Origin of the sequence: Noviherbaspirillum suwonense (assembly GCF_900182955.1) — a bacterium.
In the GTDB taxonomy this organism is placed as follows: domain Bacteria; phylum Pseudomonadota; class Gammaproteobacteria; order Burkholderiales; family Burkholderiaceae_D; genus Noviherbaspirillum_A; species Noviherbaspirillum_A suwonense.
The window spans coordinates 182,116-198,949 of the sequence record NZ_FXUL01000009.1 but is presented as its reverse complement, the minus strand read 5'-3'; the positions used below and the strand labels follow the sequence as shown (position 1 = coordinate 198,949).

The following is a 16,834-nucleotide window of genomic DNA, read 5'->3' as shown; positions in this document are numbered from 1 at the left end:
TATACCGCTTACAACCGCCTTTCTGAAATCAGCAATGGCGACGTTGTTGAGAACAAGCGGCTCGGACACGTCCTTGAGATTGCCCAGTTAGTCCAGGACCAACGAGATAACCGGCCCAGTCGGGCAGCACCTTCGCGCAGACATCGCGGTATTGGGCCGATCTCAAAGAAGCGGATGCCAGATAAAAAGTCGCGACGATCACTTGCTGCCGCGGACATTGCGCTTGCGATTAAACAGCATGCAAAGCTCAAAGCTAACGGCCCGCGCACCGAGATTGCTGATTGATTTTAGGGCAGCCAAACAGCAATTATTCCGCTATCGCGGCTGCATTTATTAAAGCTTGAGAAACAAAATCACACGGCAAAAGCGGACATTTCAACTTAGCCGGGAAGCGGACATCTGAATTTTGCTTTGACATTGGTGGCTGTGGTCCCGGCCTGCAACCGTGGATCAAGGATCACCGATTGACTCACCAGTAAATGTCCGGACTTCAATCGAATGACGAACGCCATGAGCGCGGCAACCCTTCTTCAGCGCATCTGCGTCTTTCTTTAACTGCCTAAAACCCAAGCTGAAACAGCGAGCATTTTAACTTCGCCACGAGGCCGACATACGTGCCTTGCGCTGGTACGTCAGTATTATCTTTCCCCGTCCCCCCAGTTCCGCGCCCGGCCAATAGCTTGTGTCGTAAGAGTCCGATGTCATCGATGGGTAATGCAACCGTCATCTCAACGTAACAAGCTGAAACTATCATCGCTTCGTCATTCGATTTTGTGATCACCCAGGCAGTTTGATCACAAATCGTAATAAACGGAGAAGCCATGATCCAACTAAACGATGTCTCGGTACGTTTCGGCAGTCTTGTCGCGCTTCACCCCACCTCCCTCGCTTTCCAGGACGGTGAGTTCACAGTCTTGCTCGGCTCGTCAGGTGCCGGGAAATCGACTTTGCTGCGCTGCCTTAACCTGATGAATCAACCGTCCAGCGGCAGCATTACCGTCAGCGAACTCGGCAACCTGCAGAACAGGCGGGCGCTTCAAGCGCATCGGCGTCACACCGGCATGATCTTCCAGCAGCATCAGCTTATCGGCCGCCTGTCGGCGCTTCAAAACGTGTTGATGGGACGTATCGGCTATCACACGACGTTGCGCAGCCTTCTGCCATTGTCCAAAGAGGAACAGGCAATCGGTTTGCACAGTCTAGACCGTGTCGGGCTACTGCATAAAGCGCTGTCGCGGGTTGATCAACTCAGTGGCGGTCAGCAACAGCGGGTTGGAATCGCTCGCGCCCTGACGCAACAGCCGCGCCTGATCCTGGCAGACGAGCCGGTCGCAAGTCTCGACCCGGCGACCGCAGACAAGGTGCTGGCGATGCTGCACCAGATATGCAAGGAAGACGGTATCTCAGCGGTAGTCAGCTTGCACCAGGTTGATCTGGCCAAGCGATATGCCGATCGCATTATCGGGCTCGCTCACGGCGAAGTGATCTTCGACGCCGCGCCCAGGGAATTAACACCCATGCAGGCGGAAGCGCTTTATGCGCACCGACCTTCAACCGTCAAGGCGATGCCACGCCCGTTTCGCCCTTCACCATTCCCACTTCACCTTGCCACCGCAGAGAAATGAAAATGAAAAAAATTATCGCGCTCTTGAGCCTGGTTTCAGTCGTTGTTTTTGGAAATACCGCACTGGCCGCGCCAGATGCAGACCCGGCCACGCTGAAGGTCGCACTTCTGCCTGATGAAAATGCATCGACAGTCATCAAGAATAACCAGCCACTGAAGGCGCTGCTTGAAAAAGAACTTGGCAAGAACATCGAAATTGTGGTCACCACCGACTATTCATCGATGATTGAGGCAATGCGCCATGGTCGTCTCGATCTAGCGTATTTCGGCCCGCTGTCGTATGTCCTGGCGAAGCAGAAAAGCAATATTGAGCCGTTTGCAGCGCTCAAGCAAAAAGGCAGCACGACCTATCAGTCCGTGTTGATCGTCAATGCCGCCGCCAACATCACCAGGATCGCAGACATTACTGACAAGAACGTGGCTTACGGGGACAAGGCGTCCACTTCCAGCCATTTGATTCCCAAGTCCATGCTTGCAAAAGCCGGACTCTCCGCAGGCCAGAATTATCGTGAACACTTTGTCGGTGCACACGATGCCGTCGCTTTGGCCGTGCAGAACGGCCATGCTCAGGCTGGCGGACTAAGCAAGCCTATCTTTGAATCCCTGGTCCAGCGCGGCATGATCGACGCGAACAAGGTCAAGGTCCTCGCGGAATCCGCACCCTTCCCTCAATATCCATGGACCATGCGTTCCAATCTCAAGCCTGAGCTGAAGGAAAAGATCCGTGAGGTTTTTCTGAACATTAACGATCCGGCCGTTCTGAAGGCATTCAAGGCCGATGGATTCGGCCCGGTGTCCGACAAGGACTACGATGCCGTACGCGACCTTGGCAGCCTGCTGAAACTTGACCTGTCAAAGTTCTAGGACCGGCCTTCATGCAAACTGAATATCATCCGGTATTGCTGCAGCTACAGCAGTCGTGGTACCGCTCGGTACGCAACATTTTATTGATGTTGGCGGTGGTCCTCGTCAGCTGGTACTACGTCGGGCTGTTTGACGTGGAGCGCTTGCGCGAAGGCGTGCCAAGCATGGCCAGCCTGGTCGGTGAAATGTTCCCGCCCAACTTTACTGCCGCCGGCAGCTGGATGAAGCCCTTGCTTGACACGCTCGCCATGAGTATCGCCGGCACCGCAATCGCCGTACTGCTGTCGCTGCCGCTTGCGATTCTTGCGGCCAGAAATACCAGTCCCCATCCGGCCGTGTACCAGGTCTCACGCTGGCTTTTGAATGCCCTGCGTTCGATTCCTGAACTGATCATGGGCATCATCTTCGTCGCAGCAGTCGGCTTCGGCGCACTTCCCGGCGTGCTGGCCTTGGGTTTTCATTCGATCGGCATGATCGCCAAGTTCTTCGCCGAGGCGATCGAGCATGCCGACCAGGCGCCGGTGGAAGCTGCGCGTGCCGCGGGGTGCAATCCGCTGCAAGTCATCTTCCACGGCATCCTGCCCCAGGTATTGCCGCAGATGGCCGACACCGCGATTTATCGATGGGAATACAATTTCCGCGCGTCCACCGTGATGGGAATGGTTGGCGCCGGCGGCATCGGCTTCGAACTGATGGGTTCTCTTCGCATCATGCAATACCAGGAGGTTTCCGCAATTCTGCTGGTCATCCTGGCGATGGTAACGCTGGTCGACGCGCTCAGTTCATTCCTGCGTCGCAAATTCAAGTAAATCACTCAACGAACTCGAATATCCCATGAAACCAAAAGTGGTCCTTACCCATTGGGTGCACCCCGAAACCATCTCGATGCTGCAACCCGTCGCAGAAGTCATCCCCAACCTCACGCGTGACACGTTGTCGCGAGAAGAAATCCTGCTGCGCGCGAAGGACGCGGACGCACTCATGGTATTCATGCCGGACTGTCTCGATCAAGCGTTTATCGAGATCTGTCCGCAAATGAAAATTGTATCGGCGGCGCTCAAGGGCTATGACAATTTCGATGTCGATGCCTGCACCCGCCGCGGCGTGTGGTTCAGCATCGTACCGGACCTGCTGACGATACCGACAGCGGAACTGACGATCGGGCTTCTGCTTGGCTTGACCCGCCATTTGCTTGAAGGCGATCGCCGCATTCGCAGCGGACGTTTCCGCGGGTGGCAGCCGGAACTCTACGGCACAGGGCTCCATGGGCGCACAGTGGGAATAATCGGTATGGGGGCGGTAGGCCGGGCGCTGGCGAAGCGCCTTTCCGGCTTCGACACTCGTCTGCTCTACTGCGACAAGAATCCACTCGCTATCGAGCAGGAACAGGCGTGGAATGCGCGCCGCGTCAGTCTGGACGAACTGCTGCAGGAAAGTGATTTTGTGGTGCCATTCCTGCCCATGACGCTGCAAACCCTTCATCTCATCAATGCCGACACAATCGCGCGGATGAAGCCAGGCAGTCATTTGATCAACGCCTGCCGCGGTTCGGTCGTCGACGAACAGGCGGTCGTGAATGCGTTGCGCAGTGGGCATCTCGCCGGCTATGCAGCCGATGTATTCGAAATGGAAGAATGGCATCGTCCGGACAGGCCGGTCGCCATCCCGCAGGCTTTACTTGACAACGCACAACAAACTTTCTTCACTCCCCATCTCGGCTCGGCGGTAAAGGAAGTACGGATCGAGATTGAACGGGAGGCGGCGAATAACATACTCCAGGCACTGTGCGGCGAACGTCCAGACGGGGCAATCAATGATCCTGTATTTGGGACGGTGGCTGTGTGATCGACCTGGCGCCGGTAGCAACCTTTCTCGCGGTAGTGAGGCACGGTGGATTCCGCGAAGCGGCAAAGCACACCGGCCTGTCGCAACCGGCAGTCTCCCAACAGGTGAAGCGCCTGGAGCGGTCGCTCAATGCAACCTTGATTGACCGCAGCAATGCCGGCAGCAGTTTGACGGACCAGGGGCGAACCTTCCTGCCCTATGCGGAGCACCTGCTTACCGTCTGCCGTCATGCCCAGGCGGCCTTCGAAAAGAAAACGATAGTCGTCGGCGCCAGTTCCAACGCCGGGATCTACCTGCTCCAGCCCTATTTCAAGATGTACACGGAATCGTCACAGCAAGAACTTGACGTGGTGATCGGCAACAACACGAGCATTGCCGAGAAATTGAAAGGGTTGGAAATCGACGTTGCAGTGATGGAGTGGTGGGATCATTCACCAGGCTTCAGCGCAGCATTGTGGCGCAGCGAAGAACTCGTCCTTATCGTCCCCCCGCAACATCCCTGGGCCGACCTGCACACCATCCCCCGCCATTGGCTTAAAGGGTTAACGATGCTGGGTGGGGAAAGCGGCACTGGCACAGGCCGTCTGCTGCGGAGCTATCTCGGACAAGACGCTTCGACTATCAATGTGTCCATGCAGCTTGGCAGCACCGAGGCGGTAAAACATGCGGTACATGCCGGTCTGGGAGTCTCGCTTGTCATGGCATCAGCAGTACGACGGGAGATTCGCGATGGCTGGATTCGTGCTGTCGCAATCGAAGAAATACCACCGCAAAAGGAGTTCTACCTTATAAGGCGGAAGCGCGAGGTGGAGGATGGCCCGGCATCCCGTTTCATCGAATTCCTGCGCAGCGCGCCCTCGTCGTAATGCGCTGACTTCGACACAGCCTTTCGCGGAATCGCGATAGCCTGGTTGCGCCTGAGTCTTGGCATCTGATCCAAACCGCGCGCCCCGGCGACAAGATCGAACTCGCCGACGCACGCGAATGGCGCCGCCGGCTCGATTCGAACACTTGCCCGCCGTCCTGCTGATTTGAAGCATGGCAGCGACGCACCCCGATACAAGCGTTGCTCACGCTGTAAAACGCAGCAGGTCGAGCAGATCGGCATTTATACGCGGGGGTCAGCGCAGGCAGCAACGGTGCCGCCCTTCCGGGCCGATGCGCTACTCCAGTCAGTGATTACTCCTCCAGCGGCCTCGACTGGCTTCACGGAAGCCGGAAGCCGGGTTGCAGAAATTGGTATCCCAGTTTCATGGGAAGACTCCCGTTGCTTAGCGTATCGCTCTGTGAAGATCGGAGATTGGCGGTTTGTCCAGTTTCTTTTCTAACCGGATTGAGACGTCGGTATGCGCTGGTTTCAGTGAACGCGCGTGCACTATGAACACAAAATGCTTAAACACTATGACCCGCACGTGGCGGTCCAAAAACATCACCGCGGCCACTTTCATTAAACCCGGCCCGCAATTCGAAGGCCGACGAGGTGCGGCGGTGTGCCTCGCTATTTGCCGCACGCCACGCGTCATGACCATGAAATAAATGATGTTCAAACTGGAATATTTCTAAGAAGAAATTTAGCCAGAAATGAATATGCCTCCACTGTCGACCGGGTCGAAATTGACGATTGATTACTTCAGGAAAAGCGCTGTGGGACCGCTCCTGTTCTGGCCCCTTCTCTGCCTTGTGCTTGGCTTGCTGATGTGGGGGGCGGTGCTGATCAAGGCGCGCTCGGACCTTGAACTTGTAGGCGGCACCGCGGTGAAGGACGCCGCCTCGTATGCAGAAGCCTATGAACACTATGTCGCGCGCTCGTTATCGCAGATTGACCAGATAACGATGCAGCTTAAATACGGCTGGGAGCATTCGGCAGGCGCCATGAATCTGGAAGACTTGCGGCGCAACGGCATGTTCACCGATCCGGTGTTCGTGTCCGTCGCAGTCTATGACGCCAACGGCGCCAGCGTGACGTCGACGGGACAGCGCGCCGTGCCGGCTTCGATTGCGAACGACGCCGCTTTTTCTTTTCACAGGAACAATAATTCCACAGCGCTGCGCATGGACGCGCCAGACGGTCGGGAGAGCGAAGCGGTGCTTCGGTTTTCCAAACGCCTTGAAGCTGGCGACGATGCATTCAGCGGAGTGGTTGTGCTGGTCGTCCGGTCCGACTATTTCACCTCGTTCTACAACACCAAGGTACTCGGTCGCAAGGGCATGCTCATGATGATCGACGGGCAGCACAAGGTCAGGCTGGAAAGGAATGGCGACCTTGCAGCGCCCCATCAACGTTCCATCCTGACCGGCGATCCCGTCTTTTCCACGAACGCCGGCGCTGGATTGCAGAAAGGTGCAGACTGGTTTTCGGACAAGGAGGACCGCGTGCTGGCCTGGCGTGAGTCGTCAGTCTACCCTTTCACCGTGCTGATCGGCCTGTCGCGCGACGAACTGGAGGCGCCGGCAAGGGAAGCGGCGTTGGCACGCCGGAACCAGGCGCTAGCCGCAACCGGCGCATTGCTGCTCGCAGCGATTTTTGGCGGCGTCTTCGCCAAGCGACGGCTGCAGCATCAAAACGACCAGGCGGCGTTACGGGAATCCTACCGGGTCGCCACCGAGGGCGCTGCCGACGGCTTCTATATGGCACGGGCAATCCGCAACAATCACGGCGCCATTGTCGACTTTGAAATCATCGACTGCAACGAGCGCGGCGCCAGGTTCTACAGCATGTCCCGCGAGGAGATGATCGGCACCCGGTTCGCAACATTTGTCAGCCATGCGCACTCGAGGGAGTTGATCGCAACCTACAGCCTGGCAATGGAAAAAGGCGTACATGAAGACGAAGTGAGGATGCCTGTCCACAACCGGATCAAGATCGGCTGGGCATACCGCCGCCTGGTCCGCACCAGCATCGGTTTGGCGGTCACGCTGCAGGACATCAGCGAACGCAAGGCGCATGAACAGCAGTTGCAGCGCATGGCCAACGAAGACATGCTGACCGGGCTGCCGAATCGCCATTGGCTGGCGGCCTTTTTGCCGTCCGCGCTGGAACGGTCTGCCAGGGATGGATCCCAGTTGGCCTTGCTGTTTGTCGACCTCGACGATTTCAAGCATGTCAACGATACGCACGGGCATGCGGTCGGCGACGAACTGCTTGAAGTCGTCGCCGCACGCCTGAAGTCCGTTCTCCGCAAGGACGACCGGGTCGTTCGTTTCGGCGGCGACGAATTTATCGTTCTGCTGACACCGATCGAAAGCCAGGCGCAGGCTGAGGACACTGCCGAACGTATCGTCAGAACATGCAGCATGCCATTCGGTGTCGCGGACAAGACCTTTGTGCTGGGTGCGTCCGTTGGCATCAGTGTCTACCCCCGCGATGGCGTGGATGCGCAAACGCTGATCCGGCACAGCGATGTTGCCATGTATTCCAGCAAGAGCGAGGGGAAGGGGCAATATCGTTTTTATGATGCCTCGCTGCACGAAAGCCTCAAGTCCAAGGCCCACCTGAAGCAAAGCCTGTTCGATGCGATTGCCGAGGAACAGTTTGTCCTGTATTACCAGCCTCGCGTCGATACGCAGACGGGTAGGCTGTGCAGCATGGAGGCCCTGGTGCGATGGATCCATCCGAAACGCGGGCTGGTGCCGCCGCTGGAATTTATTCCCCTGGCCGAAGCGACAGGCCTGATCCAGCCACTGGGCCGCCTGGTCATCAACATGGCCTGTGCTCAGCTGAGCGCGTGGCAAGCGCGGGGCATACCTCTGGTACCCATCTCGATCAATGTCTCACCCAGCCAGTTCTCCCATGGCGAAATCCATTGCCACCTGGCCGAAGAAATTGAAAAGGCAGGGATTTCCGCCAGTTTGCTGGAAGTGGAAATCACGGAGTCGGCAATGATGGGAGACCAGGCGGAAATCATGGCTGAACTGTCTGCGATTCGCGACCTGGGGATCAAGCTCCACATCGATGACTTCGGAACCGGCTATTCCTCCCTGTCACAGCTGCAGCGCCTGAAAATGGACGTGCTGAAAGTCGACAAGGCATTCACGTCGGAATTGACCAATTCGCGCGACGGCAAGGTTTTCTTTCAGGCCATTGTGTCGATGGCGCACGCGCTTGGCATGACGGTGGTCGCCGAAGGCGTGGAAACAGCCGAGCAAATGGCCATGTTGCAGTCACTGTCCTGCGACGAAGTGCAGGGATATTTCATTGCCCGACCGATGCCGGCACACGATATTGAGCCATTGCTTGCGCGGCCTGCCCGGTACGCACCATTGCAGGCGACGCGTATCCTGCAAGGCAGCGATGCGTTCGCCGTGGCCGATCCGAACTAGCGAGCTTAAGGACGCTGGCCCGCGTACGAGCCGGTCACGTCGCGCCACCTTCGGGCAATGCCTATGAGCACAAGATGTTCCTTTAAGTGCAATCAGGCAGAGTGCATAGGGATACGCCGGAAGCAAGTCTCAATAGGGCAGCAAGGGCAGATCCGCCTCGCCGGTTTGCACGACCAGGCCGGTGGGTCTTTTTGAAATGAGCACCGTGCCATGACCTTTCACATCCACCGACGCTTTGCCGGATTCGCTCAGCATGACGGCGAGGTGCAGATGTCCATGCAGCAGATGAAACCCAGCGCTGTCGAATACAATCAAGATATCTGGAATCATGGTCGTGTACCGTTGGCGTAGAGAACTGGAAGACTGACCAGTTTGACTGACGCCCATGACACGGCGATGACGGGGAAGCCGGTTTTTATGCGCTGCCATGCGCTGCTATGCCGGTGGTTGGCAAAGGCCGGTCACAACCTGGTGTGGGCCGAGGCCAATACAATTCCTGTCCGGTCCACTGCCTCCGCTCGGCGGCTAACCTGTCCACCAAAGTGGAAAGCTAGTGTGGTGCAGGTGTTCAAGCAGATGTCTGACGCGTCTATGCCTTGTGCCCGGGTGCGTAGCGGAGATCCAAGACGTCTTGACGTGCTTGGCCATGTACGCCAGTTCCAGCGTGACTTCCCACTAACGAAATGCAGGAAACCGATCAGCCGGTGTCATGCGATCGCGGATCGGTCAGGACGGCTTGCCATTGCAGCGCCAGGCAGGAGCAGGAACATTTCGGCGGAATTGGCGTCCGCGTCCCATGCCGGTTCTCCACCGATCCATGCGCCGGCACGCAGGTAGCCTTCCAGAAGCGGCGGGACACAGGGAGGATGCCCGCGCTCGCATTCGTGGAGAACGAAAGGGCTACGAGGCGTCACGCGGTATTCGCGCGGCGCGAGATGGGTGGCGTTCAAACGTTGGTGGAGCGCGGTGGCATTATGACCACCATCGGCAAGGCTGATCGACACACAGCTGGCTAGATAATCGTACCGCTCTCTTTGCATCAGGGCCGAAAGCCCGGCCCATAACGTCATGAGCACGCCGCTCCCGCGATAGTCGGGATGAACGCACATACGCCCTGCTTCTGCCATCCTGCTGCGCACATGCTGCAGGCGCTCGAGGTCGAATATTTGTTCCGAAGGGAATCGCCCATAGCGGTCCACGGCGCGAGGACCCGCTAATCGAAGGCTACCCACCACTTTCAAACTGCGCATTTCACGCACGATAAGATGGTCACACCATCGATCCATCTCATCCTCGTCGAGGCCATCCGGGTCAGCGATTTCGGATAATCCAAGCGATCGCGCCAGCACCTGGAAGCGCAGGCGCTGAACCTCACGGATTTCCTCCGGCGCGGAAGTTACGCTGAGCGCTATTTTCGCCGTGCTGGCGCGCGGGTTTGATGCGGAAATTGGCAAGCGCATAGAAGGGAAATAGGACCGGTGATGTGAAACGGCCGATCTTAAAGGGCGTTTGCTACCACCGCATGACGCGGCCAGATCAGCAAGATGACATGCAGGCCGGCCATATCCATGCCAGTCCCTAGCCCAACAGCCGAACCGCCTCTCGCATCTGCTTTCCAGACTGCCTGCTTTCGGCAACAGGTGCGTCTGGCAAAGCGCCCGTCAAGGTGAATCGGGACACCGTTCGCGCCAGTGCCGCCGCCTCGGCTTGCAGGCTGCCTGCCGCGGCCGCAGCCTGCTCGACCAGCGCCGCATTGTGCTGCGTGGCCCGGTCGATCTCGCCCACGGCAAGATTCGCCTGTGCGATGCCTGCACTTTGTTCATGGCTGGCTGCGGCAATGCGTGACACGATGGCGCTCACCTGCCCGACGCCGGACTCGATCTCTTTCATCGTGATGCCTGCCTGCCGGACCAGGACGCTGCCGCTTTCCACCTGCTGCACCGAATCGACGACCAATAGCCTGATCTCGCGCGCCGCCGCCGCCGAGCGTTGGGCCAGCAAGCGCACCTCACTGGCAACCACCGCGAAGCCGCGGCCGAGCGCACCCGCCTGCGCGGCTTCCACTGCCGCGTTCAACGCAAGGATATTGGTCTGCATGGCAATGCCATCAATGATGCTGACGATATCGGCGACCCGTTCGGAGGACTGCCGGATCGTCGCCATCGTGTCGGACACCTGCAACATCGCCGCCCCGCCGCGCAACGCAACGCCGCAAGCCGTGTCGACCAGTCCGGCAGCTGCCGATGCATCCCGCGCGTTTTCCCGAACCATGACCGCCAGCTGCGCCATCGATGTCGCCGTTTCCGCCAGCGAGGCGGCTTGCTCCTGCGTACGTGCGGACACGGCGAGATTGCCTTCAGCGATCTCCGTGGAAGTGGCGGCAATGGTCTGCGTTCCTGCCCTCACCTGGCCAACGATCTGGGCCAGGCCGGCCTCCATCGCATGCAGCCCATGCAGCAGCCCGCCAATCTCGTCTGTCCCGCCTTCCGGCGGGATCTCCCGGCTCAGCTTCCCCTGGGCGATACGCGCTGCCTGGCCCACTGCCAACTGCAGCGGCAACACAATGCCGCGCCTGAGGCGCCAGACAAGAAACAGACTGAGCACGATCGATAGCGCGCCAAGGCTGAGCAGCAGAATGATGCTGGATGCGTACGCGTCGACCGATGCGACCGAGATCGCCGTCGCAGCGCGGGTCTGATGATCCAGCAGCTTCTGTATAGCTGATTGGTACTGCGCGAACTGGAACTCCATTTGTGTGGAAAAAAGCTGGTCCGCTTCGGGTATCCTGCCGCTGTTCTTCAACTTGAAGACCTCGGCGCGAACTTTCTGATAAGCCCCACGCTGCTTGTCGATGCCTTGCACCAGATCTAGTTCATCGCGGTCCATCTTCAGCGCCCGCATGCGCCCGCCGATGTCGACGACGCGTGCGTCGCCCTGGGTCAGCTGGGCTTCAAAATAGTCGGCAACTTCAAGACTGTCGCTTTTGGCGATGGACACCGCTCGCGCGCCGTTCAAGGCTGCCGCGCCTAACCACTCCGAAGCGAGCTGCTGCCTCGCCAGCTTGTTTTCAACCAGGTCGCGTGCCGTTTGATGCGCGGAATGCAGGCGCGAGACGGCGATCGTCGTCATCGCGATCATAATCGCCAGAATGATTGCAAATGCAGCGAGAAGTCGGGCGCCTACGGACAGGCTGAAAGTTTTCATCATGACTATGCTTTATTGGAAACAAGCATTTTGTACGTCGAATATGACGCAATGATTACCCACAAGAAACTTTAGCGCTGTCAACGCACGGAATACGATGGAAGCCTTCCGGGGCGGTAAAAATAACCAATACCGACCTGGGTGAACAGGCCATCCTGAATCAATGGAATTTGGCCATTGCATGAGTCAGCCATCGCCGATTAAACGGGCTGGGCGGACAATCCTGTCGGGATGCGCCTTGCATTGCCTATCAATAACGCCTGGCTTTCTGACGCTGCCAGATCCTCGCAGAGTGCGGCACGGTCGGATTGCAGGATGATGTCTTGCCAGGTGACTAGTCTCAATGCGCCGGACAGGTCTTCGACCATGGCCGACTGGTGCGCGGCCCAGTCACCGTCATTGCAATACAAAATGCCGCTGATTTCGCGAATCTCCGGCTTATGGACATGGCTGCAAATCACACCGTCCAGCCCCTTTTGCTTGGCTTCGCTCGTTAGCGCTTGCGCAAAGGACCGTAAGTAGACCGCATCGACAGGCTCGATGTCCTGCCACCCCGGCAATGACCGGTCCGTCAACCCGATGCGTTCGCGCCAGTTATCTACAGCCTGCAGCAACCTCTGCACTGTCGGGGCAAGATGAGTGCCGCAGTAACGTAGCCACAATGCGTTATTTGCTGCACGATCGAACCGGTCGCCGTGCAACACCAGCATGCGTTTGCCTTGAGCCGTGACATGAACGAGTTCGTCCTGGATTGGAATGCCTTTCAAATACTGCCCAACGAATTTTCGGAAAGGCGCGCCCCGCGTGCATGGGACGAATACCACCCTGGTGCCCTGACTGGCTTTTTCCACAATGGCTTCCACGACTTTGGCGTCGGATTGTTCCCAGTACCGGTGCCGCTTCAGTTCCAGTCGGTCAACAATATCGCCCACCAGATAAAGCGTTTCCGACTCGGTCAACTGGAGCAGTTCAAGTAAGCGCTCAGCGTGACTTTCGGGCGTGCCCAGATGAACGTCGGAAATCCAGATCGCCTTGAATTGCGTCGGCTTGCGCGGATTTTTCTGGTAATCCTCTTGCTCGCGCGAACAGGAAAAGCGATCAGTTTTCATTGGAATACTCTTTTATTGGATTGAAACATCGTAGCCAATAAATATGACACACTAATTACCTATAGGAAATATTTCGGTTTTTCGCACTCTTATGGGGTGCGGACGATGGGGGCGTTTTTTCATGGCATGAGGGCAGTGCAAATTGGCCTGGCTTACTTCAGCGTGCCATCAATACCTGAACTGCGGCCCCCATTGCTTTCTCGTAGACCTGCTCCATTGCCATCCGTGGTCCTTTTTCTGCAGGCGCAACCGAACCGAGACGATCGCCGGTCAGCTGTTTGATACGGCTTATGGGCACAAAGGTCGGTTTGCCAATCGGCGTCGACATCGAGATGCCCGCAAGTGCACCGGAAGCATCGAATACGGGGCCGCCGTGTGGTCCGGCGGGCATCGTAATGCCTAATTCCCAATCTGTTCCATTGCCCTCTGGGGTTCCCAGAAAGCCGTGACGCATTACAGGCCAGTCGGCTACCGCACCGCGCACCGTTGCATACGCCACGGCATACATAACGCTGCCTGGAAAGGGATCTTTGCCGGCAGCCATGAATCCTTCGGTCAGCGGCAGGGACTGGTCGAGTTTCAGTAATGCGATCCCGTATTTGTCGAACCGGGTTTCGATGGCAGCTTTTCGCAAATGTCCCAGCCCGTTGCGTACCCAGATCTTGCGGGCATGCGCCACCGCGGCCAAGGGTGCCAGCACCCGACGCCCGCCATCGATCAGGACGCCACTACCGGAAAGCGCTGCAGCCGCCTCCGTCAGAGGCGGAAGACTATATGGCGCGAACGCGCCTGCAACGGCCGACGTTCCTGATGAAGGACCGGCGCTGTCATCCAGTTTTCGCTGTACCCGCTCCAACGCGGCGTTGCCTGGCAACCGTGACTGTGCTTCATGCAGGATGCGCTTTGCTGCCGCTTCCTGGCCTCCCAGGTGCAGCAGCCACACATAAAGCACAATGCCTTCGGGTTCTTCCCTGTGCGCGCCGGCGGTATGGGCGCTATAGGCAAGCGCCTGCCTGTAATTCCCGGCCTGCAGGTAGCTGCGCACGAGCCCAAGCTCGGCATCGGGAGCGTGCGCCATCGAAACCGCCGTTTCGAATGCCGTCACGGCGGCACTGGTGTTCCCCGCGGCCAAGCCTGCCATGGCCTGCTTCATCAACACCGTGCGCCTGGCCAGGATGCCGGGAGCCAGATCTCTTGTCTGGACGCCGGTAGCATGCGAGGGATCAGCGGGCGATTGGGCAGGCACCGCGCCGTGAACACCTAGCGCGGCTAAAAGCAGGGACAATGAACAAAGCGTAAAGAATCGTGGCATCAAGCGAATGGAGGTGACGCGGCAAGAGGTCGCGCGTCTCCCCTGGGTACCGGCAGACGGGCGATTTTTTGATAGGCCGCGGTTAGGGATTGACGTCGCTCCCGGTCGGGCAAATTTTGCTGGATCCAATCCGGTTGAGCCGTGGCGTGCCCCTGTCCTCGGCGATGACGGTTGGATCGTACGCTCCCCTAGGAGCCTTGTATTGTGCAAGGAACGATACCGATGCATCGATGTCCTGGGCGCCGCCAAGCCGGTCGGTGCCTGACTTGAAGGTCGAATAGCCGTCGCCGCCATCCGCGATGAAATTGTTGACGGTAACGCGGTAGGTCCTGGACGGGTTTGTCACCACGCCGGCCGCATCCACGATGACTTCGGTCGACCCTGCCTGTGTCAGCGTCACATTACTGATGCGCGCATTGCAACCCTTCGCCCCATCCCAGAAGTATTTTAAACCGGCCGATGGCAACATGAACCTGGTTGCCGTGGCGCTTTGCCCCCTGCAGCCCGCAAATTGCTCTTCCAGTACATCCTTGATATTTTGCGCGGTGAGTGTCATCGTTACCAGGCTGTTGCCGAATGGCTGTACCGTGAAAGCTTCGCCATAAGTCACGTTCCCATCCCCTTCGCCACCCGCGCTCGATGGGAACGTGAACCCGGGGCTGCGCACGCCGCCACCGTTCATGAACGCAATAACCGCCCCGCCGAAATTACCCGGCCTGGTTGCGTACAGTGCCGAATCGGCGATCAGGTTGCCAGCCGGCATATTGCATGCGCCATCGGTGCGGGAACTCGGCAGGGCTGCCTTGATCGATCCGATGACCGCGTTGGCGACCGGGTCTACCAGGCCCTTGTACGCAGCCACGATCTTGACGATGCCAGGCTCCGGCGTGACTGACGGGTCGTTACGGGCCACGAGCCGGTTCGTCGCGCTGACCGTCGTGATGTCCCTGGTGGCCGGATCGATGGTGACATCGATGTCGGTAAGCAGCTTGCCGTACGAGTTGGCGCTGGTCACCGCAATCAGGCGGCCCTTCGCATTGGGCAGCTTGCAGTTGTATGCCGCGTGGGTATGGGCGCTGGCGACCAGATCGACGGCGTCATCCAGCTGCTTCACAATATTCGCAATCGCGGAGGCTGCGAGGTTGCCTTCGCAGCCATTGATATCGCCCAGGCTGCCGGTCTGGAAACCGCCCTCGTGTACCAGCACGACGATCGACTCGATGCCCTGCGCACGCAATTCGGGAACGAGGCTGTTGACCGTCTGCGCTACGTCCTTGAATTCAAGGCCGGCCACGCCGGTCGGCGTGACAATCGTTGGGGTTGCCTTCAGCGTCATGCCCACGAATGCCACATTCACGCCGTTGAAGGTCTTGGTGCCATAGGCTGGCAATAGCGGCCTCCCGGTTGCCGTAGAAATGACGTTAGCAGAAAGGTACTTGAATTTCGCGCCTTCGAAGGGCACGGGCGTGCCGACCGCAGCGCCCTTGCAGCTGTTCGGATCCTGCGCGCCGTTAATGAAGCGGCATCCCCCGGTTTGCATGCGCAGCAACTCGGCCGCTCCCTTGTCGAACTCATGGTTGCCTACCGAGGTAAATTCCAGGCCCGCGCGGTTCAGCGCCTCGATCGTCGGCTCGTCATTGAAGGAGGCAGAAATCAGCGGACTGGCGCTGATCATGTCGCCGGCGCCGACCACGACGTTGAGAGGATTCTGCGTCTTTAACCTGGCGATATGCCCGGCAAGGTAGTCCGCGCCGCCCACCGCCGGCTTGTCGGCGGACGCAGCAGTCTGACCGAAGGTGCCGGAGGATTCAAGGTTGCCATGGAAGTCATTCAAGCCGATGACTTTGACGACAAACGGTGCCGCGGTAGCGGCTGGCGTCGCAGCAGCGCCCGGGTTGCTGGAGGCATCGTCAGAACCGGAGCAGGCTGCAAGCGTGACAAGCACGCTCAGGGCGGTGAGGTAGCGGGTGCGGTTCATGGGTGTTTTTCTAGGGCGAAGGTGCGATTGGGATAGCGGCTTAATTCAAGGCCCTCAGCCTACGCAGCACATGTGACTTGCCGATTACATGACTCATTGCAGTGGGATTGCGGTGCAGACGCTGTTCACCAGACACACGCCAGAACCGGTTAGCCGGAGCAGGCAACTCGGTACGCTAATGGCGTATGGCGGCCCGCACAGCCGAGGCAGCAACCGTCAATTATTTAAATGCAGCAGGCACTCGCTTAAAGAATGAACGGTTGCCGTGGAAGGCAGTCAGCCTATCGTGCCTGCACCTGATCCGGCAGAAGCGCTCGAACGCGCTGTCCAGCCGGTAACGGGGGTACAGGCCAGGTCCCTGGCGAAAATAACCCCTGATGTCATTGTGAGTTTTGGTGGAGCAAATAAGAGATAACGGGCTGGCCATAGTTGCGTCGGAAAGACGAATGAAACTATGGTGTTAGAAACCAAGCGTATTTGGCCGTCATCTGATGGCGCTGTACACAAGGGCTAACGATTGGAATAACGCTTTCGAATACCCGGTTGTGCTTGGGACACGTATCGCTGCAACTCGCCTT

At 58.3% G+C, this 16,834-nt stretch carries 12 protein-coding genes and 1 pseudogene; 7 read left to right on the top strand and 6 right to left on the bottom strand.

The genetic code is table 11. The features are described from left to right. The 7 genes and pseudogenes from QOL82_RS13730 to QOL82_RS13700 all read left to right on the top strand — a co-directional run. A pseudogene (locus QOL82_RS13730) lies at positions 1 to 285 on the top strand (ISNCY family transposase); the annotation flags it as partial. A gap of 536 nt (positions 286 to 821) precedes the next feature. Beyond that, positions 822 to 1,625 (top strand): phosphonate ABC transporter ATP-binding protein, encoded by an 804-nt coding sequence (gene phnC, locus QOL82_RS13725; protein ID WP_283442846.1) that lies wholly within the window; start codon positions 822 to 824, stop codon positions 1,623 to 1,625. A gap of 2 nt (positions 1,626 to 1,627) precedes the next feature. Further along, on the top strand, positions 1,628 to 2,488 hold the full coding sequence (gene phnD, locus QOL82_RS13720; RefSeq protein WP_283442845.1) for a phosphate/phosphite/phosphonate ABC transporter substrate-binding protein: 861 nt from the start codon (positions 1,628 to 1,630) through the stop codon (positions 2,486 to 2,488). Between the two features lie 11 nt (positions 2,489 to 2,499). Continuing rightward, on the top strand, positions 2,500 to 3,297 hold the full coding sequence (gene phnE, locus QOL82_RS13715) for a phosphonate ABC transporter, permease protein PhnE (protein ID WP_283442844.1): 798 nt from the start codon (positions 2,500 to 2,502) through the stop codon (positions 3,295 to 3,297). A 25-nt stretch (positions 3,298 to 3,322) separates the two neighbouring features. Then, positions 3,323 to 4,333, top strand: a complete 1,011-nt coding sequence (locus QOL82_RS13710; protein WP_283442843.1) for a phosphonate dehydrogenase — start codon at positions 3,323 to 3,325, stop codon at positions 4,331 to 4,333. Then, entirely contained in the window at positions 4,330 to 5,199 is an 870-nt protein-coding gene (locus QOL82_RS13705; protein ID WP_283442842.1) for a LysR family transcriptional regulator, read from the top strand. The genes QOL82_RS13710 and QOL82_RS13705 overlap by 4 nt, the downstream gene beginning before the upstream one ends. A 778-nt stretch (positions 5,200 to 5,977) precedes the next feature. Next, positions 5,978 to 8,653: a bifunctional diguanylate cyclase/phosphodiesterase gene (locus tag QOL82_RS13700; protein ID WP_283442841.1), complete on the top strand. Its 2,676-nt coding sequence runs from the start codon at positions 5,978 to 5,980 to the stop codon at positions 8,651 to 8,653. A gap of 129 nt (positions 8,654 to 8,782) precedes the next feature. Here the strand turns inward: QOL82_RS13700 and QOL82_RS13695 are convergent, their stop codons facing one another. From QOL82_RS13695 to QOL82_RS13670, 6 genes are all read right to left on the bottom strand, one after another. Continuing rightward, a complete protein-coding gene (locus QOL82_RS13695; RefSeq protein ID WP_283442840.1) occupies positions 8,783 to 8,983 on the bottom strand; it encodes a hypothetical protein in 201 nt (66 codons plus the stop codon). A gap of 377 nt (positions 8,984 to 9,360) precedes the next feature. Beyond that, entirely contained in the window at positions 9,361 to 10,113 is a 753-nt protein-coding gene (locus QOL82_RS13690; RefSeq protein WP_283442839.1) for a GNAT family N-acetyltransferase, read from the bottom strand. A gap of 118 nt (positions 10,114 to 10,231) precedes the next feature. Further along, positions 10,232 to 11,860, bottom strand: coding sequence for a methyl-accepting chemotaxis protein (locus QOL82_RS13685; RefSeq protein WP_283442838.1), 1,629 nt, complete (start codon positions 11,858 to 11,860; stop codon positions 10,232 to 10,234). A gap of 197 nt (positions 11,861 to 12,057) precedes the next feature. Further along, positions 12,058 to 12,966, bottom strand: coding sequence for a UDP-2,3-diacylglucosamine diphosphatase (locus tag QOL82_RS13680; RefSeq protein ID WP_283442837.1), 909 nt, complete (start codon positions 12,964 to 12,966; stop codon positions 12,058 to 12,060). 157 nt (positions 12,967 to 13,123) lie between these two features. Next, positions 13,124 to 14,122 (bottom strand): hypothetical protein, encoded by a 999-nt coding sequence (locus QOL82_RS13675; protein ID WP_283442836.1) that lies wholly within the window; start codon positions 14,120 to 14,122, stop codon positions 13,124 to 13,126. Positions 14,123 to 14,360: 238 nt separating this feature from the next. Beyond that, the gene (locus QOL82_RS13670) at positions 14,361 to 16,256 is read right to left on the bottom strand and encodes a bifunctional metallophosphatase/5'-nucleotidase (RefSeq protein ID WP_283442835.1); all 1,896 of its coding nucleotides are present in this window, start codon (positions 16,254 to 16,256) and stop codon (positions 14,361 to 14,363) included. Positions 16,257 to 16,834: the final 578 nt, after the last annotated feature.